23 protein-coding genes are annotated in these 20,002 nt (G+C 71.3%); 10 read left to right on the forward strand and 13 right to left on the reverse strand.

All coding sequences use genetic code 11. The annotated features are described in order from the left end of the window. Positions 1-10 precede the first annotated feature (10 nt). The 11 genes from DJ010_RS01650 to DJ010_RS23010 all read right to left on the reverse strand — a co-directional run bounded on the left by DJ010_RS01650 (position 11) and on the right by DJ010_RS23010 (position 10,666). Positions 11-3,271 (reverse strand): LysM peptidoglycan-binding domain-containing protein, encoded by a 3,261-nt coding sequence (locus DJ010_RS01650; protein ID WP_109691877.1) that lies wholly within the window; start codon positions 3,269-3,271, stop codon positions 11-13. Then, positions 3,268-3,735, reverse strand: coding sequence for a TadE/TadG family type IV pilus assembly protein (locus tag DJ010_RS01655; protein ID WP_109691878.1), 468 nt, complete (start codon positions 3,733-3,735; stop codon positions 3,268-3,270). Before DJ010_RS01655 ends, DJ010_RS01650 begins: the two co-directional genes overlap by 4 nt. Next, positions 3,732-4,130 carry a TadE/TadG family type IV pilus assembly protein gene (locus tag DJ010_RS01660; protein ID WP_245927131.1) on the reverse strand — a complete coding sequence of 133 codons (399 nt, stop codon included), beginning with the start codon at positions 4,128-4,130 and terminating at the stop codon, positions 3,732-3,734. The genes DJ010_RS01655 and DJ010_RS01660 overlap by 4 nt, the downstream gene beginning before the upstream one ends. Before the next feature lie 47 nt (positions 4,131-4,177). Further along, positions 4,178-4,528 carry a TadE family protein gene (locus DJ010_RS01665; protein ID WP_245927132.1) on the reverse strand — a complete coding sequence of 117 codons (351 nt, stop codon included), beginning with the start codon at positions 4,526-4,528 and terminating at the stop codon, positions 4,178-4,180. 64 nt (positions 4,529-4,592) lie between these two features. Continuing rightward, on the reverse strand, positions 4,593-4,796 hold the full coding sequence (locus tag DJ010_RS01670; protein ID WP_109691881.1) for a hypothetical protein: 204 nt from the start codon (positions 4,794-4,796) through the stop codon (positions 4,593-4,595). 69 nt (positions 4,797-4,865) lie between these two features. After that, positions 4,866-5,780 (reverse strand): type II secretion system F family protein, encoded by a 915-nt coding sequence (locus tag DJ010_RS01675; RefSeq protein WP_109691882.1) that lies wholly within the window; start codon positions 5,778-5,780, stop codon positions 4,866-4,868. Beyond that, positions 5,777-6,709 (reverse strand): type II secretion system F family protein, encoded by a 933-nt coding sequence (locus DJ010_RS01680; protein ID WP_109691883.1) that lies wholly within the window; start codon positions 6,707-6,709, stop codon positions 5,777-5,779. Before DJ010_RS01680 ends, DJ010_RS01675 begins: the two co-directional genes overlap by 4 nt. Continuing rightward, a complete protein-coding gene (locus DJ010_RS01685) occupies positions 6,706-8,376 on the reverse strand; it encodes a TadA family conjugal transfer-associated ATPase (RefSeq protein WP_109691884.1) in 1,671 nt (556 codons plus the stop codon). Before DJ010_RS01685 ends, DJ010_RS01680 begins: the two co-directional genes overlap by 4 nt. After that, entirely contained in the window at positions 8,373-9,212 is an 840-nt protein-coding gene (locus DJ010_RS01690; RefSeq protein WP_109691885.1) for a MinD/ParA family ATP-binding protein, read from the reverse strand. Before DJ010_RS01690 ends, DJ010_RS01685 begins: the two co-directional genes overlap by 4 nt. Positions 9,213-9,215: 3 nt before the next feature. Then, positions 9,216-9,845: an SAF domain-containing protein gene (locus DJ010_RS01695; protein WP_109691886.1), complete on the reverse strand. Its 630-nt coding sequence runs from the start codon at positions 9,843-9,845 to the stop codon at positions 9,216-9,218. 356 nt (positions 9,846-10,201) lie between these two features. Next, a complete protein-coding gene (locus tag DJ010_RS23010; RefSeq protein ID WP_109691887.1) occupies positions 10,202-10,666 on the reverse strand; it encodes a helix-turn-helix transcriptional regulator in 465 nt (154 codons plus the stop codon). Positions 10,667-10,990: 324 nt separating this feature from the next. Between DJ010_RS23010 and DJ010_RS01705 the strand changes: the two genes are divergently transcribed. Next, on the forward strand, positions 10,991-11,335 hold the full coding sequence (locus DJ010_RS01705) for a hypothetical protein (RefSeq protein ID WP_109691888.1): 345 nt from the start codon (positions 10,991-10,993) through the stop codon (positions 11,333-11,335). 66 nt (positions 11,336-11,401) lie between these two features. Beyond that, a complete protein-coding gene (locus DJ010_RS01710; protein ID WP_158282897.1) occupies positions 11,402-12,676 on the forward strand; it encodes a DUF8462 domain-containing protein in 1,275 nt (424 codons plus the stop codon). On the opposite strand, the gene DJ010_RS01715 is transcribed toward DJ010_RS01710, so the two are convergent. Then, the gene (locus DJ010_RS01715) at positions 12,673-13,038 is read right to left on the reverse strand and encodes a hypothetical protein (protein ID WP_146207230.1); all 366 of its coding nucleotides are present in this window, start codon (positions 13,036-13,038) and stop codon (positions 12,673-12,675) included. The genes DJ010_RS01710 and DJ010_RS01715 overlap by 4 nt on opposite strands. 30 nt (positions 13,039-13,068) lie before the next feature. On the opposite strand from DJ010_RS01715, the gene DJ010_RS01720 reads away from it, so the two are divergent. The 6 genes from DJ010_RS01720 (at position 13,069) to DJ010_RS01745 (ending at position 16,747) form a co-directional block, all read left to right on the forward strand. After that, positions 13,069-13,476, forward strand: a complete 408-nt coding sequence (locus DJ010_RS01720; RefSeq protein ID WP_109691891.1) for a hypothetical protein — start codon at positions 13,069-13,071, stop codon at positions 13,474-13,476. Positions 13,477-13,738: 262 nt separating this feature from the next. Further along, entirely contained in the window at positions 13,739-14,452 is a 714-nt protein-coding gene (locus tag DJ010_RS01725) for a hypothetical protein (RefSeq protein ID WP_109691892.1), read from the forward strand. 14 nt (positions 14,453-14,466) lie between these two features. After that, on the forward strand, positions 14,467-15,405 hold the full coding sequence (locus tag DJ010_RS01730; RefSeq protein WP_109691893.1) for a helix-turn-helix domain-containing protein: 939 nt from the start codon (positions 14,467-14,469) through the stop codon (positions 15,403-15,405). Further along, complete coding sequence (locus DJ010_RS01735) at positions 15,402-15,926, forward strand: thermonuclease family protein (RefSeq protein ID WP_109691894.1); 525 nt, start codon at positions 15,402-15,404, stop codon at positions 15,924-15,926. The genes DJ010_RS01730 and DJ010_RS01735 overlap by 4 nt, the downstream gene beginning before the upstream one ends. A gap of 15 nt (positions 15,927-15,941) precedes the next feature. Then, a complete protein-coding gene (locus DJ010_RS01740) occupies positions 15,942-16,391 on the forward strand; it encodes a hypothetical protein (protein ID WP_109691895.1) in 450 nt (149 codons plus the stop codon). Between the two features lie 125 nt (positions 16,392-16,516). Next, positions 16,517-16,747 carry a hypothetical protein gene (locus DJ010_RS01745; protein ID WP_141003383.1) on the forward strand — a complete coding sequence of 77 codons (231 nt, stop codon included), beginning with the start codon at positions 16,517-16,519 and terminating at the stop codon, positions 16,745-16,747. A gap of 211 nt (positions 16,748-16,958) precedes the next feature. On the opposite strand, the gene DJ010_RS01750 is transcribed toward DJ010_RS01745, so the two are convergent. Beyond that, positions 16,959-17,825 (reverse strand): hypothetical protein, encoded by an 867-nt coding sequence (locus tag DJ010_RS01750; RefSeq protein ID WP_109691897.1) that lies wholly within the window; start codon positions 17,823-17,825, stop codon positions 16,959-16,961. A gap of 217 nt (positions 17,826-18,042) precedes the next feature. Here DJ010_RS01750 and DJ010_RS01755 point away from each other — a divergent pair, with 217 nt between their 5' ends. Together DJ010_RS01755 and DJ010_RS01760 are read left to right on the forward strand one after the other, a co-directional pair. Then, a complete protein-coding gene (locus tag DJ010_RS01755) occupies positions 18,043-18,411 on the forward strand; it encodes a hypothetical protein (protein ID WP_109691898.1) in 369 nt (122 codons plus the stop codon). Further along, complete coding sequence (locus DJ010_RS01760; RefSeq protein WP_109691899.1) at positions 18,401-19,972, forward strand: hypothetical protein; 1,572 nt, start codon at positions 18,401-18,403, stop codon at positions 19,970-19,972. Before DJ010_RS01755 ends, DJ010_RS01760 begins: the two co-directional genes overlap by 11 nt. The last annotated feature ends 30 nt before the right edge of the window (positions 19,973-20,002 follow it).

A 20,002-nucleotide genomic window follows, 5' to 3' on the forward strand; every position in this document is an offset into this window, starting at 1 on the left:
CTTCCCCGAGTCAGCTCGCGAGCCAGCCGTGCGTACGGATGATTGTCTTCGTGCGCTCCGACAGTTCCATGGGCGCGTCGCCGTCGTCGGACCGGTTGCAGATCTCCTCGCGCAGGATCCGGTCGGCCTCGAGCTGGTCGCCCTCGGCCTTCATGACGTGGGCCAGGCACAGGCGGGTGCTCTCGCCGTCGGGGTCGGCCCGGTTGGCGACGTACGCCGCGGAGCGGGCCTTCACCAGGTCGCCGGCGGCGAGGGCCTCCGTGACGACGATGAGGGCGACGTCGGCGATCCAGCCACCCGCCATGAGGTCGACGCGGTCGGGCTCGTTGGCGAGCCAAGCCCACCCTTCCTCACGCAGTTGGCTGAACGGCTGCGCCTCTCCGACCAGCTCGAGCGCGGTGCACAGGTCCGCGACACCTTCGGCTCCGCCGCGGGCCTGTCCGCGCTTGCGGAGGCGGAGGAAGAGGTCGAGGTCGACGAGCAGTCCGTCGTCGACCTGGTAGACGTTGACCCCGGTGACCTTGGCCGCCGGTGCCTTGTCCGCGTAGGGCAGGTGGTCCTCGCCGGTGCGGGGGTTCGGGCCGAGCCAGTCGCGCACGATGTTTGTGTAGTCGCGGACCTTGCCGTCGGAGATCGAGAACGCGTCGCGGATCTGCTCGCGGGTGGCGCCGTGCTTGCGGTGCAGGGCGAGGAAGGCCAGCAGCTCGGTGAAGTACGGCCTGCGCTTGGCCAGCGCCTTGCCGTGGGTGCGCGCGGCGACCGGGCCGAGCAGGGTGAGCCGCGGACGGTCGCAGTCGGTTGAGAACCAGTCGGCGATGTCCTGGTCGAGGGTGGGGTCCTTCTCCTCGACCTCGGCGCGGACGTGCGCGGGCACCTTGGGGGCCAGGGCCTCGAGGTCCTCCTGCACGATCGCGCTCTCGCGGATGTACTCCTCGTCCTCGCCCTCGAGCAGGGAGGACATCGGCTCGTCGACGGCATCCTCGGGGGTGTTGCGCGGCAGGGTGTACTCGCGGCGCAGGGCCCCGGAGGAGTCGGTGTAGGCCTCCCAGCCGTCGGTGGCGGTCTCGTCCACCGGGGTGTCGACGTACTCCGGGGTCTCACTCTGGGCATAGACCAGGGCGCAGCCGCGGGCCTCGTCGCTGGTGAGCCCGACCGCGATCAGGTTGAGGTCGGCGTGCTCAAGGATCACGCGGCCGGTGTTGGTCATGTGCAGCGCCGCACCGGGAGTGTTGGGGCGCTCGCCGGCGACCACGATGGAGGTCGCGGACTGACCGACGTGGTCGTTGACCAGCTGCAGCAGCTGCTCGAGGTCGTCGGGGTCGCCGGCCGCCGCGTCCAGCAGCAGCATCCGCGCGGGCCAGGTGTCGTCGTCAACGCTGCCGGTGCGGCCCGTGGACACATCGGTGTCGTGTCGCTTCGCCCGATCAACGGTAGTCACCGCCGCGGCGAGGATCTCCGCGGTCGCGGGCGTCCCGGCCGCGCCGGTCGGGTAGTAGCTGATCCGCTCGTCCATAGCGACGGTCTCCTCTGCCACGCCGATGCAGTCGACCTGGACGCGACGCGACCACGGGTTGACGGCCAGCTGGGCGGCGAGGTGGCGGGCGAAGTCACGCGCGTAGGTGGGGTCACCGCTGATGGTCAGCGTGGAGAGCTCCTCGCAGTTCAGCAGCCAGGTCTCGCCGGTGTCGCTCATGCCGATGGTGGCCAGCAGCGGGTAGGGCGGCTCGACGTTGCCGGTGTCGGGACCGAGGTCCTCGAACGCGGTGTCGGTGGTGACCTGCCAGTGGGTCTGGTCGGGACTGCCCACCCAGGGAGCGGGAACGGCGGCCGGAGCGCTCAGATGCAGCGTCAGCTTGCCGTGACCGAGCTCCACCGCTGCCAGCGGCGGCATCGTGGTGCCCTGGGCACCGACCGCGGCCGCGAGGCGTCGCAGGGCCTCGTCGGCGAACTCCACGGTGGCGGCCGCGGCGGAACCGGTCGCGTTCAGGGTCATCTCCACCGGCGCGAGCTCGGGCGGCGGGGCGGCGATCGCGCGCCCGGGCGGCCGGTTCCGAAAGGCGGAGCGCCGGCGCGACCGCAGGGCCATGAGCAGGGCTCCGGACAGCAGGACGCCCCCGCCGGTGAGGCCGGCGAGGACCCAGGGTGCCTCGAGGATCGAGTCGTCCGTGTCGTCGACCTGGTCGACGTCGGCGACCGGCGCCGCCGGCTCTTCGGTCTGCGGGACCTCGGGGGCGGCGGTCTCCGGCGCCGGGGTCTCCTGGGTGGCCGGCGGGGTCTCCTCGGCCGGCGAGTCGACCGGCGGCTGCTCGTCCTTGGGCTCCGCTGGGGTCTGCGGCTTGTCCCCTCGCGGCTGCGGCTGGTCCTGCCGGTCGTCGACCGGCGTCTCGGTGGCGGGGATGTTGAGCTTCCAGCCCACGTCGATCACGTCGGGGTCGGTCAGCTGGACCCCGCCGGGCTGGGTGATCGCGGTGGAGGCCTTGTAGATCTCCGGCCAACGGTCGGCATCTCCGAGCTTGTCCTGCGCGATGTCGCTGAGGGTGTCGCTGGGCTGCACGGTGTAGACGTGCGCCGGGACTGGGTCGGTGGGCGCCGGCAGCTTGAGCACCCATCCGGGCTCGAGGAAGCTCGGCTGGGTGCCGAGCAGGTCGCGGTTGAGCTCGGCGATGTCCTTGTAGCGGGCTCCGTCACCGAAGTGGTCCTCGGCGATCGACCAAAGGCTCTCCCCCGGCTTCACGACGTGGTCGACGGTCTTGGGGCCCTGGCGCTCCTGCGTCGTCTCGGCCTTGACGTCCTGGCGGGCGGGTCCCTGCTGTGAGGCGTGGTCGGCGCCGGCGGTGACGTGCCCCACCGTCGCCGGGGCCGCGGCGGCCGAACTGATCGTTGCCGCCTGCGTGGCGATGGGGGCGGCGATGAACAGCAGTGCGGCCAGACCGATGAGGCCGCGCGCTGCGGCCTGGGGCCTACCCAGACCTGGCAGTTGAGGTGCCTGGACCTTGCGGAGCGCTGCGATGGCCTCCACAACAAGGCTCAGGGCCATGAACGCCCAGGCGACCCAGCCGATCACCTTGAACAGGCCGAGAACGAGCGTGCCGTCGTCGGGCGCCAGGAGCGCGTTCTTGACGCCACCCAGGGTGGGCATCTGGTCGGGGATCGGGCTGGCGCCGATCGCGAGGAAGAGAGCGGGCAGGCCGAGGACGATGCCCAGCACGGCGAGCGAGGCGGCGAGGCCGGTGAGTCGCTGGCCGATGGTGGGATGGGTGGGCGTAGTCATCTCTCGATGCCTCCTTCGGCGCGGATGAGCCGCGCGGACGCCTCCCCGGTGACCTGCATGGAGTCCAGGCCGATGATCCCGAGGAACTTGCTGGTGTAGGTGTCGGTGGTGGTGACGATCAGGGTGTCGCCGTTGACGACGCGCGCGGTTCCTTCCACGCCGGCGGCGTGGAGGTAGTCCTGGGCGGCGGCCTTGGCGGCGTTGATGTCGACCCGGAGGTCCTCACCGCGCACCGCGGTGGAGCCCTGGACCTCCTGGGCGCCGGTGCGGGCGGCCTGGGCGGCGGCACTGCGCGCCTGCTGCTGGGTGTGGACCTTGCCGCCGAGGTCGACGGCCATCCCGACGAGGATGATCATCACGAAGGACGCGGTGGCGAACCAGACGCTGATGGAGCCGCGCTCATCGCGCACACCACGCGTTCCGAGGCGGCGCAGGCGGCGCAGGCGGCGCAGGCGGCTGATCATCGGCGCTCCCGGTAGGCGTCGACGGGGCTGCTGGCGGTCGCGATGATCGTCCTGGTGCCGGGCAGACCGGGGATGGCCAGGTCGGCGACGTCGACCTTGCAGGTCACCGTGGCGGTCACCTGGGCTGTGGTGCCCAGCGGGGCGTTGAACGCCGCGGCGTTGACCGTGATGCTGATGGTCGCGCACTGCAGGCCCTGGTCGTTCAGGCTGCTGGTGGCCGCGGCCTTGCCCGAGCTGATCGCCTCGCTCTGGGTCCGCTCGATGGACGCTGCTCGAGCTGCCTCGTAGGCGGCGGCCTCCACCGACTGCTTGGCGATCTCGACGCGTCCGCCGAGGATGATCATCGCGATGAACAGGCCGAAGGCCGGGACGCCGATCGCGGCCTCGATGGCCACGGATCCGCGTTCGTCCCGGCGGCGTCGGGAATCATGAACTCGCCAGGTCATTCGGTCAGCCTTTCGACCGGGACGCTGGCGCTCTGCCTGACGGTCACGTGCCAGCCGGGGATCACGCTCAGCGACTTGCCGGTGACGATGATCGTTGCCGTTGTCGTGGTTCGTGATCCGGAGACGCTGGTGGAGGTCATCACGTCGGAGCCACCGGCGTGGTTGAGGAAGGTGTTCGCCGTGGAGACGCCGGACTCGCGGGTTCCGGTCTCGCTGCCTGCCTCGCGGGCGCCCTCCTGCGCGGCCGCGAGCGCTACCTGCTTCGCGTGGTAGTACAGGGCTCCCTGGAGGCCGAGGAACATCAGCAGGAACAGCGCGGGCATCAGGAACACCATCTGTATGGTCACTGATCCGCGCTCGTCCCGGCTGCGGCGCTGAGAGCTGGCGAACATGACGAGAAGCCGGTCCTGCCTACTTGATCTTCCCGGACTCGCTGGTCACGAAGGCCCTGATGGCTGCGACGACGATGCCGACGATGGCGATGGCGGCCACCGCCCAGAGCACCTCCTGAATGGTGACCGAGCCGCGGTCGTCGCGCCGTCTGGTGACGCGATTCTCGACGGATGCGAGCGCCGCCATGGCCGCCAGCTGGAGGGCGATGAAGAGCTTCAACATCGGGGTCTTCCTTCCTTGGTTGTTTGGGTGCGGTCTAGGGGATCCTTAGGGGGGTGGGTGTTAGGTCGGTCAGGTGGCGAAGCGGAGCATCGATGGGGCGACGAGGATCGCCATGAAGACGATGCCGAGGAGGCTGGCCGGGATGTACATGCGCTCGGAGGCGGCGTTGGCCTTGCCGAGCTCGGCGCTGAGCATCGCCGAGCGGAGCGCGGCGGCGCGGGCCCGGAGGTTGTTGTAGATCTGGGCTCCGTCCTGGCCGGACTGCTGCATGATGTCGGCGAGGTCGTCGAGCTCGGGGACGCCCAGCTCGTCGGCCAGCCCGTGCAGGGAGTCCCACGGTGCGCGGGTCATGTAACGGGCGCGGCGCAGCTCGCTCTCGATCCGCTTGAACACCCACTTGTCGCCGACCTCGGCCGCCGAACGCAGCGCCTGCTGCCCGCTGGATCCGTCACGGACACCGGTGGCGACCATGTCGATGTAGGCGCCGAGTGCCCGGTTGAACTCGATGCGGGCCCTCTTGGCGTCATCGGCGGCGTTGTAGTTGGGCATGAACCAGAACAGGGCAGCCAGGGCCACTGAGCCGAGGGTGGGGATCGCGAATGGCAGTGGCAGCCCGATGAGGGTGAAGAACGCGGCCAGCAGCGGCGGCATGACGAGGCCGAGCAGAGCCCAGACGACCTTCTCACCATAGAACCGGGTCTCACTGATCTGCAGGATGGCCAGGTCCTTGCGGGGCGTGTGTGCCCACGCACCGCCGGGGAGGTTCTTCATCGCCCACAGGCCGATCCGGTCCACGGCCGAGCCGCTGTCGGCGCCCGTGTCGTCGAGGCCGGGGGTGCCGCGGCGGGGCACGACGCGGTCGGGCGAGAGCCGGTCCAGCGCGTCGACCAGGTCGGGGTCGGAGGGCGCGAGGCGCCACACGAGCACGGCGAGGGCCAGACCGAGGAGGGTGCCGCTGGCGAGCGCGAGCTGCAGGCCGGTCATGCCAGTACCCCTTCCTTCTCCGCCGGTGCTCTGCGCTGGGCGGCGCGGTGGGCGTTTCGGGCCTGGAGGTCGAGGAAGCGCGGAAGCGGCTTGGCGACGGCCATCCGGCGCATCCAGAGCAGGGTGGCCACGTAGGCGGTGAGCAGGACGGCGAGGACGACCTGGCCCAGTGGGGTGCCGTAGGGCTCGATGTAGTCGCCGGTGAAGGCGAGGATGCCGAGCACGCCGAGGGTGATGACGGTGACGGTGCGGGCGGTGGTGCGGGGCTTGGCCTGGTCGGCGGCGATCTGGCGTCGGGCGCGGACGTCGGCGGCGACGGTCTCGGCGAGGGCGTCCAGTGCCTTCGACAGTCCGGCCTGTCCGCGGCCGCTGGCGGCGAGGATCAGCTGGCTGGCCACGACGTCGCCGGTGGAGTCGTTGAGGTCCTCGGCGAAGGCGCGCAAGACGTCCTCGGTGGAGGAGGTGTTGTTCCACAGGCGGGAAACCATCAGCCCGACCTCGCGCTGGATCGCCTCAGGTGTCGACTGCAGCGACTTGATGAGCGCCGAGCGCAGGGACTGTCCGGCGGTCAGCTTGCCGGACAGGGACCGGGTCCACTCCTCGAGCGCTTCGAGCTTCTCGATGCTGGCGGCGGCCGGCGGCGGCGTCAGTAGCAGCGGGAGGCCCACGATCGCGGCCGGGACGAGGACGATCGCGATCACCCACCCGGTCACCAGCGCGACCAGAAGGCCGGCCACGGCGCCGCCGAGCATGAGCATCCGGGTACGACGGTCGAGCCGGACGAACCAGTTCCCCAGCCGTCCGAACGGGGTGGTGGTCCGGGCCGGCTTCGGCTGCTTGGGTGGCGCCGGGATCATCGCGTAGACCATGCCTATCAGGCCGATGAGGATCAGGGCGCCGAAGACGGCGGGCAGGAACGCTGTGCTCATGAGGTGGCCACCCCCGGGTTGGCCTGGGACTCGGCCGTGTACGCCTCGAGGTCGAAGCCGTGGCGTGCTAGTTCCTGGGCGAGGAAGTTGTCGAGCTTGCCGGTCGCGACGGCCTGGCCGAGCTGGTTGGGCGCGAAGATCGGGGTGGTGGCGTACCCGCGGGCTGCGTCGATGCTCGGCTGGACGACCAGGACCTCCTCGACCCAGCGCTGCTTGCGGAAGGTCCCGTCGTCGTTGGGGACGACCTCGGAGCGCAGGTACATCACGATGTCGATCGCAGCGGCCAGCTTGCTGATCGCCAGCTCGCGGGTGACCTGGGGGCCCTTCTCCATGGCGCAGGAGACGAGTTTCTCGATGGTGTGCTCGGCGCTGCGGGCGTGGGTGGTGCTGATCGACCCGGGGCCGGACTCCATGGCCTTGAGCATGTTCCAGACCTCCGGGCCGCGGACCTCGCCGACGATCTGGCGGGCGAGGTTGAACCGGAAGGAGTGGTGGATGGCCTCTTCGAGGCTGAACTCGCCGGCCTGGCGGCCGTCGATGCCGACCTCGCCGGATCCGGGGCGGTGTTCCCAGGCGTGGACGATCTTGTGCCGGTCGACCAGCTCGTGCAGGTGCAGCTCGAACTCGGTCTCGAAGGTGCCGATCATTTCCCAGGGCGGGATGCACGAGCACAGGGCGCGGACCCAGGTGGTCTTGCCCGAGCCCTGGACGCCGGAGACGACGATGCTCTTGCCTGCGCGCACGCAGGCCGCGAGGAAATCGGCCAGGACCGGGCTGCACGCCTTGCGGTCGTAGACCATCTCGTCCATCGACACCTCGCGCATGCCGTGCCGGCGGATCACGACCGAGGTGTAGGCCATCACCCAGGCGCCGGCCGCGAGTCGCGCTCCCCCGGGCAGCCGGAGGTCCAGGTGCGGACGGGCCTCGGTGAAGGGCCGGTTCTGTCGAGCACCGAGGTCGGCGAGGAACTCGCGCAGCTCGTCTTCGGAATCGGCGATCGGGTCGGCCTCGACCAGGGTGCCGTCGACCAGCTCCAGCCACACCGAGCAAACCGGGCCGCGGGCGATGACGATGATGTTCTCGACGTCCTCGCGCTCGACCAGGGGCTGGAGGCGGCCCAGACCGAACAGGGCGGCGTGGAGGGCGGACTTGAGCGCCTTCTCCTGGTCCTTGGTCCACGGGGGCCGGCCGGTGGAGACCAGCGCCTCGGCCTCGGACTTGATGAGCTCCTCGATGACGTCGAGCCCCATCTGCTCGCGGTCCTCTTCGGTGACCCGGCCGCCTTCCTTGTCGAGCCGTGCGGTCAGCCGCGAGGAGATCTCCGCGCGGTACTGCGCCACCATCTCCCAGTCCAGCTCGACCCGGCCGTCCGAGCCGTGGCTGTGGTGCTCCTCCGGCGCAGGCCCCACGAGCGGGCGCAGGCTGAACTCCGAGCGTGCGCGGCCCGGCAGCTCCTGCTCGCTGGTCCAGGCGCCGGCGAAGATCGGCAGCGAGGTCGGGTCGTGGTCCTCAACGACCGGGGGCGGGGGCGGCGGGGTGCCATTGGTGCGGCCGCGGGCGAAGGGCGAGGTCTGTCCCCGGCTCGCGGCGTGACGTGCCTCGAGCCACTCGTCGGCGCGCAGCGGGTCGCGACCGTTGGCGTCCGGGTGGTGTCCGTTGGTGCTCATGTATGGCCTCCGTTCGTGGGAGCGAGGGCGGCCCTGTTGGCGCCGAGGACGGACTCGATGGCCGCGGCGCTGGCCCGGTAGCCGCGCAGCAGCCCAGAGGACTCGAACTTGCGCGGCTTGCGCGCGCCGTGGGAGTAGACCTCGGCCACATCGGGATCCCACTCCACCGACGCGACGACGGGGACCTGCAGGGCCTTCGCGATGTGGCGGGCGGTGTAGGGCCGGACTCGGGCGCCGGTCGGCATCGCGGGCCAGCGTCGCTCCTCGTCGACGAGGAGGACCCCGAGTCGAGACAGGCCACCGACTCCAGCAAACTGCGTCCGCAGGGTCTTGGCCCAGCTGGTGGCGCCGGCCAAGGCCGGCAGCGAGCTGCGGGTGACCAGCAGGGTCAGGTCGGAGGCGGCAATGAGCGGCTGGGGCCAGCCGGCGAGGCCGAGCCGGCCGGCGTCGACGATGACGTCTTGGCCGTTGCGCTCCAGCGCACGCAGCTGTTCGGTGAGCGGATCCCACAGCGGCAGCAGGCTGGGCGCCTGCTCGTGAGCCCGGATACCGGGCAGGAACCACGCCGACCGCTCGGCCGGGGCCTCGGGGTCCAGCAGCAGCGTCTCGCGCGGCAGGGCGTCGGCCAGCGTTCCCTCGCGCAGGGAGAGGGCGAGGTTGATCAGCCCGCCGGTCGGCTCCTGGGTGCCGTGGAAGTAGCCGGCGAAGACCGAGGACGAGCCGGTCGGGTCTGCGTCGACCAGGAGCACCGGTCGATGCCAGTTGAGGGTGAGCCCGAGCGCCGTGGTCGAGACGCCGGGCGAACCGCTCGCGGAGGCCAGGACGATCAACGCCATGCGTCAACGCTCCCGGGCGTCCAGGACGAGCGCGACACGTCCGGTGGCGGCACGCGCAGCCAGGTCGGCGGCATCGGCCTCGGGCACCGAGACGTCGACTACGGTCTCCCCGGTCTCCTCCACTCGGCTAACACCAACGACGACTGCCTCGACAGTGACCGGGTCCTTCTCGGTGACCTCGCCCTGATCACCGGGAGTGGTGACGATCCGGACGACGTCGCCGCTGTAGAGCTGCTCCGAGGGCATCTGGCCCGGCGTGAGGCTGATGCCCACAAGGGATTCCCCCTCCCCCGGCACCAGACTGTCGGTGACGGCCTCCTTGGTGAGCAGGGTGCCGGCCCACAGGTCAACCGCAGCGCGGCTGCCCTCGAGTTCGGCCTTCTGACTGCCGGCGACCGGGGTCAGCGCCGGATCGACGCTCACCCGCACGACGGCGAGGTCCCCGGCCTCGATGGCCTCGCCGCGCTTGACGTCGCGGCTGACCACGAGCACGTCCTGCGTGTCGTTGACCGATGTGAACGCGAAGGCGGTACCCAGCGCTCCTGCAGCGACAAGCGCCGCGCAGAGTGCGAACACCCATGGTCTGCGGCGCCGCCTGAGTCGTGGCCGCGGAGTGTGGTTGAGGTCAGGCATGGGCCGACTCTTGGTCGATGTTTCGACTGACAGCCCTTGAGCGGTGTTCTGCGACATGGATCCCGAGTCCTCTCGTGTCTCGATCACCTACGTGTCAAGACGGGCCCGGAGCGATCAGTACGAGCTCAACTTGACAGGACGACACTAGTGCATTTCTATCGGGGTTCTCGCTATCCACAGATGACCGATTTCGAGATGCCATCGCCAGTCCTGACCAGAGGGTCGCGCGGCTCAATCCCCCCGATGGGACCGAGCATCAACGCCTCAGAACGATCCGGAGTCCATGGGACCACAAAATCGTCCGGTCTCCCGCCACGAATTTGTCGCCTGTGGATATCGGTCGAACCCGCTTGCACTTACAAACTCGGCCGGACTGAGGGTGTTTCGTCGCGCCGGCGGTGTCGCTGCGCCTCGCGGAAGGCTGCGATAACAACTTCGACCGACTCCCCGAGCGTCCGGGCAAGCGCTTCGAGCGACTGTGGCGCAGGGAGCCGGGTCCAGCGCCCTTGCTCCCAGGCGTAATACGTCGGCACAGCCACGTTCACGGACGTGACGAGATCGGCAACGGTGAGCCCTGCCTGCAGGCGCAGCGCTCGGAGATCGGGGACATCACCATCGAGGTGAACTAGCCGTATTGCCGGGATGTCGAGGGCCTTCGCGAGTCTGACCAGGAAGTCCGGGCGCGGGGTTGAGATACCTAGCTCCCAGCGAGAGATGCGCTCACCTCCAGCGGCCCCCACCAGGTGCGCCAGTTCATGCTGAGTCAACCCCGCTTCCTCGCGAGCTGCTCTCAACGCATTGGGGTCGATTCCGGACGTCATCGCCGACGAACACTAGCGGTGATCCATCATCGGAGGACTGGTCAGTCCGCCCGGCCCCGGACCGACGACACGGCACCGCTGAACCGCATGCCGCGCCAGCGAGGGCACCGATTCGCGCCGTCGGGCAGAACTTGGCGCACGACGAAGGAGTGGGGGCGCGATGTCGCCTAGCCTCGGTCCGACCCTCGTGTCGGCGACCTGCCCTGCTGGCGACGCACGACCAGCCCCACGGAGTGACTCTCCCGGATTTCTTCGGATCGCCGTTGGGGCTGATCGCTTACCAATCCCCCGCGCACGTAGGGGACCAGAAAGCGAGGTGGACCCATGAACACTTCCCCGGCCGAGAACCCGGTCCCCGGCGTCGTCACCTTCACCGCCCGCGGCAACGCCGCCCTCGACCAGTTGGCCGACGCCCTGGTGGCCGCGTGCGATGGCTCTCCTGCGAGCATCGCCGACCTCCTCGGGCGGGTCCTGGAAGCCGACATTGAGGACCTGGCCGAGACTCTCGGTGAGGTGGCCCAGCCGGACACCCACCTATCTGGTCGCGCCGTCGGCGAGGTCGGCCCGGCTGTGGAGGGCCCTGACGAGGCCGCCCGTCGCCGGCTGGGGGCGCGCATGCCGGGCGCTGCTGGGGCACCGCAGACACGCACCATCGACGTCGGCCGGTGATCCCCCGCGCCGCATACACTTCGTTACACAAGGCCGATGTGTAACAGAATGTATGGGAGACCGCTGATGCTGCCCAACCCCTACGCCCCGGGCGAGCTCCCGCGTGTGTTGGCCGGCCGCGAGCAGCAGCAGGACCGGATCCGAGGCTACCTGAGCCGGATAGGCACCTACGGCGAGATGGGCGGCCCCCTGCTGGTGTTCCAGGGCCCGCGTGGCGTGGGGAAGACGTCGCTGCTGCGCGAGGCACAGCGTGACGCCGAGGAGCACGGCTTCATCACCGCGTGGGTGGCCTGCCGCCGCAACGCACCCTTCCTCCCCGACCTGGTCAGCCGGGTCGGGAAGGCGATCGATACCGCGGACATCCTGCCCCGGGCTGAGAAGAGCTCCTGGAAGCTCCGCCTGGAGAGCATCGGCCTGGAGTTCGGGCTGCCGAGCGGAGTGAAGTTGAGTGCGACCGCGGCCGCCGACCATTCCGGGGCGGACGCGCATCCCCGCGGGGCGCAGATCTCGGCGATGGAGGACCTGCTGCACGAGACCAGTTCCCAGGTCCGCGCACGTGGTGGCGCTGGCCTCGTGGTCTTCGTCGACGAGATGCACGCGGCCGCCCGTGATGACCTCGCGGTCCTGCTCAATGCGATGCAGAACCTGGCTGGGCGGCGCGAGGACAACCCACTGGCCATCATCGGCGCGGGCCTGCCCTCGACTCCGGGAGTCCTGGTCAACGCAGCCACCTTCGGGGAGCGCAGCACCTTCCTCACCTTGCCCCGACTCGAGCCGTCCGCCGCGGCCGCCGCGGTGGCCGGGCCGGCCGGCGAGCTGGGCGTGACCTGGACACCCGCCGGGCTGCAGGCGATCGCGGCCGAGGCCCAGGGGTTCCCGTATCTGCTGCAGGTCCTCGCCCACGCGACGTGGGAGGTGGCCAAGCCTTCGGGAACTGGTGACCTGCTCGACGTCGGCGAAGTCCAGGCCGGCCTGCCACTGGCCGACGACCAGCTGACCTCCATGTACGCCGCCCGGTGGGCGGCCGCGACCGACCTGGAGCGGCAGATCATGGCCGTGATGGCGCAGGTCGGCACGCCCACGGTGACGAGGGCTGAGATCGCCGAGCAGCTCGGCCGATCCACGCAGGCCCTGGGCGTTCCCCGCGAACGGCTGATCGACAAGGGGATCATCGAGCCCGCCGGCCGCGGCGAGGTGCGATTCACGATGCCCGGCTTCGACCGCTACATCCGGGAGACCCTGGCCGGCGCACCCGCGGACCCCGACCAGCTGACTACCGGGCGCCGACGGCGTGAACTGCCGCCGGCCTCCGATCCCGGCCGCGGCACCACTCGCCGCTAAAGCTGCCGGCGCGCCTGCCGCCGCAGGACGGCCTCAAGGTCGGCAACGCCCTCGCCCAGCGGCATCGAGGGCGCGACGTCCGCGAGGTCGTCGAGCAGCTCGTCAACGTCGACGTTCTCCAGCTGCGGTGCGCTGTAGGCGTTCCACTCCCCCACCGCGGCTGCGAGCCGACGGTAGGCCTCGACGTCGGCCGGAGCGTTGAACCAGGCGGCGCTGCCATGGCCACGCGTCGCGCGATCAACGCCGTCTGGTCGTCCATGGCCGATCATCTCCCGCCCGGAACCGAATGAGGGAACCCCGGCGGATATCCACAGCCCGCAGGCAGCGTCCGCGCGTACGCCGCCGAGATCCGCGAGACTCAACGCAACGAGACGGCAGGAAGGGGCGCCCTGGTGGACGACAACGACGAGCTCGAGGCGAGCGGGCACGCGACGGCGGCCCGTGAACACGTCTACGGCTTCAACCGCGCCACGATGTGGGAGCGTCACCAGATCCCGGCCGAGACCTCGGATGAGCTCGCGGAGTTCGCCGACCTCGCGGCCGCGCTCCCCCAGGCGTTCTCGCAGCTGTCGAGCACTCTCGAGCGGGCACTGGCCGACCAGGTGCTCAGCATGGATGCGATGACCGACGAGTCCGACCCCGCCATGGCGATCGGCGTCGCGCGGCTCCACCTGGAGGAGGCCCGCGGCCTGGCGGTCGACCTCCACAAGCACCTCAACGCCGCCCGCAACGCCACCGCGCACATAGTCAGCCAAGGCGTCGACGACGGGCAGGAGTCGATGCCCTGGGACCAGCCCTGACTGTTCGCGGCGAGATTTCTCGCGCTCGGTGATCGCCCGCGCGGGGCGACCTTCCTTTGGTGACTGAGAGATGACCCCGGTCAACCAAGGAGCTGCCCGTGAGCACGCCCACCGAATCCCCTGCCGGCGCACCCGACCGTGACCCGGTTCAGGAGGCCCGCGAACACCTCGAGCAGGCGCTGGCCGCACTCGACCGTCTCCGCGACGTCCTGCCCGCATCGAGCAGAACGCCCCCACCCAAAGCGGGAGGCGGTGAGTCTGCATGAGGACCGACACCGCGCTGCAGGCCGCCGACGCCGTCTTCATGGCCGAGCAGGCCGTGGGACGTGCCCGCCGGGTCGTCGACGAGCTGCACACCACGATCAACTCCGCGCTCCGAGTGCTCGATGACGCCGAGCTCGACTCGGCCAAGGCCCGGCTCAGCGACCGCGGTGACTACTACCTCGAGGCCGCCGGCGAGCACCTGAGCCGCCTGCAGCGGCGCTGCAGCGACAACGCCGAGCTCGCCGACGAGCTCACCGGCCACTTGGAGCGGGCATCCCAGGCGATCGCGGACGCCCATGACCTCCTCCAGGACGCAGACACCTCCGATCCCGAGAGCGCCAGTGAGGTCGCGCAGCTCAAGCCGCGCCTCGCCGTGGTGGGCGAGATGATCGACCTGGCCAAGCCGATGGCGCGCCTGACCGCCCATCACGTCGACAGCGCGCAGCTGGCGGCACAGCAGGTGACTCCGCCGTCGCTGCTGGAGCCGGTCACTCTCGAGCGAAGCATCGCCACCGCCGGCAAGGAGCTCGGCCGCGCCGACGAGGACGTGCGCCTGCTCGAGAACGTCGTCGACCACGCCGCGGCCAACGCCCGGCAGTCGGCCGGGATCGCCAGCGACATCACCGACAACGCCCGCCGGCGGATGGCCGAACAGGGACGGGGCCAGATGCCCCGCCAGGCGTCGCCAGTCGTCGGGTCCCCGGCACGGTAGGCGGGAGGACGGTCATGGACCTCGATCAGGGCGGCCGCCAGCTGGCTGGCCTCATCCTCGATGCCGCCGGCCGCGGGCAGCATGACCAGGTCGCCGACCTGGTCGCGCCGCTGGACGCCGACCAGCTCCGGTCACTCGTGGCCGTCCTCGCTGTCCAGGTCGACCAGACCCTGCCGGCGGCACCGGCAACCGGCCCGGCAGCGGTGTGCGAGCTGGCCATCAACGCCGCGGCGCCGATGTTCGGCACCACCCCGGAGGCGATCCTGAGCGCCGAGCGCAGCCGCCCGGTCAGCGACGCCCGCGCCGTGGCCATGACCGCCGCCCGCGAGGTCGGACTGTCCCTGCCGGCGATCGCCGAGCACTTCAACAAGGACCACGGCTCGGTGATCCACGCCGTACGCCGCGCCGCCGAACGCCCCCGTCTGGCCGACGCCGCGGCCCGGGTCACCGAGCACGTCAACGACCGCTACACCGCCCAACTCCCCCGCCCCGAGGCCACCGTCGTCAGCCTCCACCAGGACCAGCCCGCGTCGACCTTCGAGCCCGATGGCCCGGTCGAGCACGCCGTCGTCGCGGCCGCCGAGGCCTTCGGCACCACACCCGAGGTCCTCTTGGGCGCCGACCGGACCCGGACGGCCGCCGACGCCCGAGCGGTGGCCATGACCGCGGCCCGCATCCACGGGCACAGCCTGCCGACGATCGCGCGGCACTTCGAACGCGACCACACGACCGTGCTCCACGCCACCCGGCAGATCGAGAAGACCCCGCCGCTGCGCGACCTGGCCGCGAAGATCGCAGCCGAGCTCCCCGAGGAGCCGGCCGCTGCCAGCACCCGCTCGGCCGACGTCGACGAGCAGATCACCGCGGCCGGCCACCGCTCCCCCGGCGCCCGGGCCCAGGCGCGCGCGGTCCCCGTCTCCGGCGAGCGTCCGCAGCTGAGGGTCGCCCGGTGAAGGCCCTCCTCGGCCTGGCCGCCGCTGCCATCGCCGCGCTCACCGCCGGCGGCATCACCGCAGCCCGCCCCGGCACCCCCACGGGCGCCGACCCATCGGAGGGCACGGCCACCCAAGTGCGGGTGACGGCCGTCGTCGACGGAGACACCCTCCGCGTCGAGGACCTGGGCGGCCGCCCGCTCGGCCGAGTCCGACTGCTCGGCATCGACGCCCCCGAAGTCGCCCACCCGCCGACGCCCGCCGAGTGCTACGCCGACCAGTCAACCGACCTGCTCGAGGACCTCGCGCCGGTCGGCAGCACCGTCCAGCTCGTCACCGACAGCGGACAGCCCGGCCGCGACCGATACGACCGGTTGCTGCGCTACGTCGACCACGACGACGTCGACGTAGCGCACGAGCTCCTGGCCCGCGGCGCCGCACGCCGCTACGAGGCAGGCCAGGACCTCGCCCGGGAAGACTCCTACGTCGCGGCCGCCGACGATGCCCAGGAGGCCGCCAGTGGCCTGTGGGGCACCTGCTGAGGGAGAGGGCCGCCCATGGACGAGCAGCTGATGACGGCCGCCAAGACACTGGCCCGCTGGTGCTACGGCCGCGGCGTCGACGAGCGGATCCTCACCTGCGGTGACCAGTTGCTCAGGAAGGCCGTCGACCAGGCGATCGGCCGGCCTCCGCCGGCGCACCTCGAGCACGCGCTGTGGCAACAGACCGCCACGCTGCTGCGCCAGCGGCGCGACTGGGACCGCGACCACCAGGTCACTCCCCCGCCGGCCGCGGCATGCCTTCCCTGCGCCGTGGCGGTCGAGCAGTGCCCCACCCACGCCGGTCGACGCTGTCGCGCCTGCGGTGGCCAGCTGCACAGCATCGTCGTCGACGAGGGCTACGACACCCATCCGTGCTGCGACCGCCCGAGCTCCACCGGTTCCCCCACCGTCCTCGAGCACACGGCGCAGCTGCTGGGCGCCACGCTGCTGGCCCAGCCCGCCTGAACCCGGGGCAACACGCCTTCCAAGGAGTTCGGCCGGCGGTGATCGCCCGGGCCCTCGCCCCGCACATAGGTGACCAGGAGGACCGGCGCAGCCGGTGCCGGTCCACGGGATCCATGGGAGTTCACATGAGTGACGCCGCTCGCGAGGAAGCCGCGCTCGAGGAAGAGGCACGACAGCGCGCCGAGGAGATCAGGGCCAGCGAGGAGGCAGCCGCCCAGGCCGCGGCCGCCGACACCGGCCCCTCCCCCGACGCCGAGATCGCGCAGGTTCACCGGTCCGGCCGCCAGCACGACCACACCGACACCGCCGCCTACCAGCGGCCCCAGCTTGGCCGCCGCCGCGGCCCGCGCCGCTAGGAGGCTGCGATGGCTACCGCACTCGCACCGACCACCGGGCCTTCGACCGTCCGCTGGGTCGACTGCTAGCACAAGCTGGGTTCGCTGCCGTGCATGAACCACAAGCCGCACGAGGGCGACGGCCGCGGCTGCGTGCATCACTCCACGTCCGGCTTCGCCGACGACGAGTAGCCCACTGCTCGGCCGCCGCGAGACCCGCCCGCGAACAGCCTCAGCCGTGCACCAGGTGCAGCCGCGGCCGCCGAGGCTGCTCGGCGGGCGCCTCCAGCTGCCGCATCCGCTCGAGCGTCATCGGGTGCCCGAAGCGCCGCAGCAGGCCCGCCAGCACGGGACCGAGGCCGAGTGCGAGCACGAACCGGTCTGCCTCGGCCTCGATGCGGAGCTCGATGCGCCGGCTGGCCGCCGGCACCAGGTAGGTCAGCGCGATGACCGCGCCGCCGAGAAGCCCAGGCGCGGCCCGGCCCTCGGCGAGCGACTGCACCACGCAGATGACCCCCACGACGCCCCGCAGTGTCCAGGCCAGCCGCATGAACGGAAGCCAGGCGAACGCCCGGCCCACGCCGCGGAACGTCGCCACCATCACCCGCCACGGCGTCGTCGCTGCGAGCATAGCCAGTTCCAGCTTCGGCCGGAGCGCCTGATGTCGGCCGACAGCATGAGCCACCGCGGCGGCCGCCTCCGCGCCAGCCACGCCGCCGCGGTACGTCGCCTCGACAAGCCCGGGACTGACCACCACGGTGTGCCGGCCGATCGCCACCGCCACCGGGGTGCTCGGCCGCTGTACACGGCGTACGAACAGCGCGCCGACGTCGACGCCGCGGCCGCCCAGCTCGGCCAGCACCGGTGCCAGCACGCCGTACTCGGCCTCGGTCGCCGGCCGCGACCTGGTCAGCGCGGCGATCGCCGGCTCCTGCAGCTGCCCGAGCGCGAGCGCGACCAGCAGGCCGCCCGCAGCCATGAACACCACCAGGCCAAGTGCCGGCGGGAGCAGGGCGCACACGACCACGGTGAGGACGAAGCTCACCAGCAGTGCCGGCCCCAGCGTCACCACCCTCAGCGCGGTCATCGGGAACCACATCTCGACCCTCCTCCATCTTTCAGCACTAGTGCGGATCTCTTGACTTTGCTCGCGGTGATCGTCCGACACCCGCCGGACGACATAGGCGAACGAGACCAGTTTGTGCCCAGGTGCCGACAGCACCCCGAGTTATCCACAGCCCGCCGCTCGGCGCAGCGGGCCGCGGCCGGGACATGGGTTCATGGGCCAGACCGACCCCCACCCGAAAGGAACGCCCGTGGACACCCTCAACGCTGACGGCACCTGGGACCGCCTCGGCTCGATCGCCCAGCTGCTGCACCAGGCCGCTACCCAGGTGTGGACCGACGCCGACGCGGCCGCCGCCGACTCGCCGCTCCACGACCTCGGGCTGGGTGTCTACCTCGCCCACTCCCGGGCCAGCGCCCTGCTGCCGGACGACTACGAGCTTCCCGAGGACGTCGACCTGCTCGCCGACCTCGAGGAGCGCACCCCGCTGCAGCTGCTCACCGAGGCAGAGGAGTTGACCCGCCCCCTGCCGCTGCACCAGCCGGACCTGGTCCACGGCTCGCAGCTGGTCGTCGACCTGTGCGACCTCATCCGGGAAGCCCGCGGCCTTGGCTACTGACCTGCGCCCCGCGTACGCGGACATCGACGAGGAGCTGTTCGACGTCGACCAGATCCCGATGACCTCGCGCGACGTGCGCAGCGTCGGCGAGATGCTCTTCGACGTCGACTACCTGGCCCGCCAGCTGCTCATGGACGTCGGAGGCGACGACGCCGGCACCCTGCTACGCAGCTGGCCGACCATGGTCGCGGCCGCGGAGGACCTGTGGGCCTCCCTGCCCGGCCGGCGACCAGGCGTCGACGAGCGCGACCGCCCCATCACCAGCCTCTCCGCCCAGGCCGCGACCATCGAGTCCAGCCTGTCCGGCCGGAAGGCCTGGCCAGGTCAGGGCCCGACCAACCCGCGCGTCGACCAGATGGCCCAGACCCTCCTCAACGCCGCCGCCCTGGTCCGCCGGTACGGCGCCGAGATCCCCCACGAGCAGACCGAGGCTCACCGCGACCTCGAGGCGACCCGCACCAGGATCATGCATGGCCTCTACTTGACCGCCCACGCCGTCAACGTCGCCCTGCACGACAACGGCCGCGACCGCGTCACCGACGCCCGCGAGTCAGGCCGCCGCGTCCAACTGGCCCAGCACCATTCCCCCTACGCGGTGGCACCCATCGGGGTCTGGGTCGACCGGCTGGCCGCGTGCGAGAACACCGCCCGCAGCTACCTGACCGACCGGTTCCCGCACGCCCTCACCGGCGAGGCCATCCGGCCCGTCGACGACCCGGGTCGACTGGCCCAGGCGCTCGGCAACTGGGACATCCAGTCCCACCGTGCCCTGGCCCGCGACCTCGCGCCGGCCAACATCCTGCTCATCGCCCGCACCCAAGGACTCATCGCCGGCGCCAGCATGGTCCTTGTCGACGCGGCCGCCACCGCCGGCGTCCTCGAGCCCTCGGAGCGGCTGGTCCCCGCGATCGCCGACGCAGGGCGATCCTGGAGCAACCTGGCCAGCCGCTGGGGCGACCTCGCTCCCCCAGGCGCCCGCCTCGCGGAGCCCCTGGCCCGCGCAGCCGCGGAAGTCCGAGCCGCCTACCGCCAGATCACCCACGACACCACCACGCTGGCGACACCAGAGGTCATCGCCACCCGGCCCGGGCTCCCCCAGGCCACTGTGGCGACCCTCCGAGCGATCGAGGCCGGCTCCGAGCTCGCGCACGTCGTCGCCGAGAAGGCCAACATCCCCAACCTGACCGGCCCAGCGCGTGCCCTGTCCCGACGAGCGCACAACGACGTCGAGTCCGGGCTGGCCACCCCGCCCGCCGAGGGCGACGTCGTCTGGGTCTCCCCGGCCGACATCCTCGCCCGACGTGCCGTCAGAGTGCCGCAACCGGTACGGGAGACCCTGCGCTCGGCAAGTACCGCAACCGCGGCCGCCGCATCCACCGCGGCAGCCGCTGCGATGCTCGCGCACTCCAACTGCCCTAGCCATCGGCCCGACGGGCGATCAACGACCGCCCACGCGCAGTCTGACGCCGACGTCACCTCGGCCTTTTCGCCGCAGCACGGCGTGCCACCCAGAAAGCCGCCCAGCATTGATCGCTCGGCACCCGGTGGACCACTTAGGTGACCATCAGACACCAGCGTGGGCTTGGAACCA

This window comes from Nocardioides silvaticus (assembly GCF_003160695.1).
Lineage (GTDB): Bacteria > Actinomycetota > Actinomycetes > Propionibacteriales > Nocardioidaceae > Nocardioides > Nocardioides silvaticus.

What these genes read in the sequence shown, in the direction of transcription:
- DJ010_RS01685 (WP_109691884.1), bottom strand. Translation starts at nt 8,376, where the DNA reads ATGAGCACCAACGGACACCACCCGGACGCCAACGGTCGCGACCCGCTG.
- DJ010_RS01705 (WP_109691888.1), top strand. Translation starts at nt 10,991, where the DNA reads ATGAACACTTCCCCGGCCGAGAACCCGGTCCCCGGCGTCGTCACCTTC.
- DJ010_RS01675 (WP_109691882.1), bottom strand. Translation starts at nt 5,780, where the DNA reads ATGACCGGCCTGCAGCTCGCGCTCGCCAGCGGCACCCTCCTCGGTCTG.
- DJ010_RS01745 (WP_141003383.1), top strand. Translation starts at nt 16,517, where the DNA reads ATGAGTGACGCCGCTCGCGAGGAAGCCGCGCTCGAGGAAGAGGCACGA.
- DJ010_RS01750 (WP_109691897.1), bottom strand. Translation starts at nt 17,825, where the DNA reads ATGTGGTTCCCGATGACCGCGCTGAGGGTGGTGACGCTGGGGCCGGCA.
- DJ010_RS01670 (WP_109691881.1), bottom strand. Translation starts at nt 4,796, where the DNA reads ATGTTGAAGCTCTTCATCGCCCTCCAGCTGGCGGCCATGGCGGCGCTC.
- DJ010_RS01730 (WP_109691893.1), top strand. Translation starts at nt 14,467, where the DNA reads ATGGACCTCGATCAGGGCGGCCGCCAGCTGGCTGGCCTCATCCTCGAT.
- DJ010_RS01650 (WP_109691877.1), bottom strand. Translation starts at nt 3,271, where the DNA reads ATGACTACGCCCACCCATCCCACCATCGGCCAGCGACTCACCGGCCTC.
- DJ010_RS01695 (WP_109691886.1), bottom strand. Translation starts at nt 9,845, where the DNA reads ATGCCTGACCTCAACCACACTCCGCGGCCACGACTCAGGCGGCGCCGC.
- DJ010_RS23010 (WP_109691887.1), bottom strand. Translation starts at nt 10,666, where the DNA reads ATGACGTCCGGAATCGACCCCAATGCGTTGAGAGCAGCTCGCGAGGAA.
- DJ010_RS01680 (WP_109691883.1), bottom strand. Translation starts at nt 6,709, where the DNA reads ATGAGCACAGCGTTCCTGCCCGCCGTCTTCGGCGCCCTGATCCTCATC.
- DJ010_RS01690 (WP_109691885.1), bottom strand. Translation starts at nt 9,212, where the DNA reads ATGGCGTTGATCGTCCTGGCCTCCGCGAGCGGTTCGCCCGGCGTCTCG.
- DJ010_RS01655 (WP_109691878.1), bottom strand. Translation starts at nt 3,735, where the DNA reads ATGATCAGCCGCCTGCGCCGCCTGCGCCGCCTGCGCCGCCTCGGAACG.
- DJ010_RS01710 (WP_158282897.1), top strand. Translation starts at nt 11,402, where the DNA reads ATGCTGCCCAACCCCTACGCCCCGGGCGAGCTCCCGCGTGTGTTGGCC.
- DJ010_RS01725 (WP_109691892.1), top strand. Translation starts at nt 13,739, where the DNA reads ATGAGGACCGACACCGCGCTGCAGGCCGCCGACGCCGTCTTCATGGCC.
- DJ010_RS01740 (WP_109691895.1), top strand. Translation starts at nt 15,942, where the DNA reads ATGGACGAGCAGCTGATGACGGCCGCCAAGACACTGGCCCGCTGGTGC.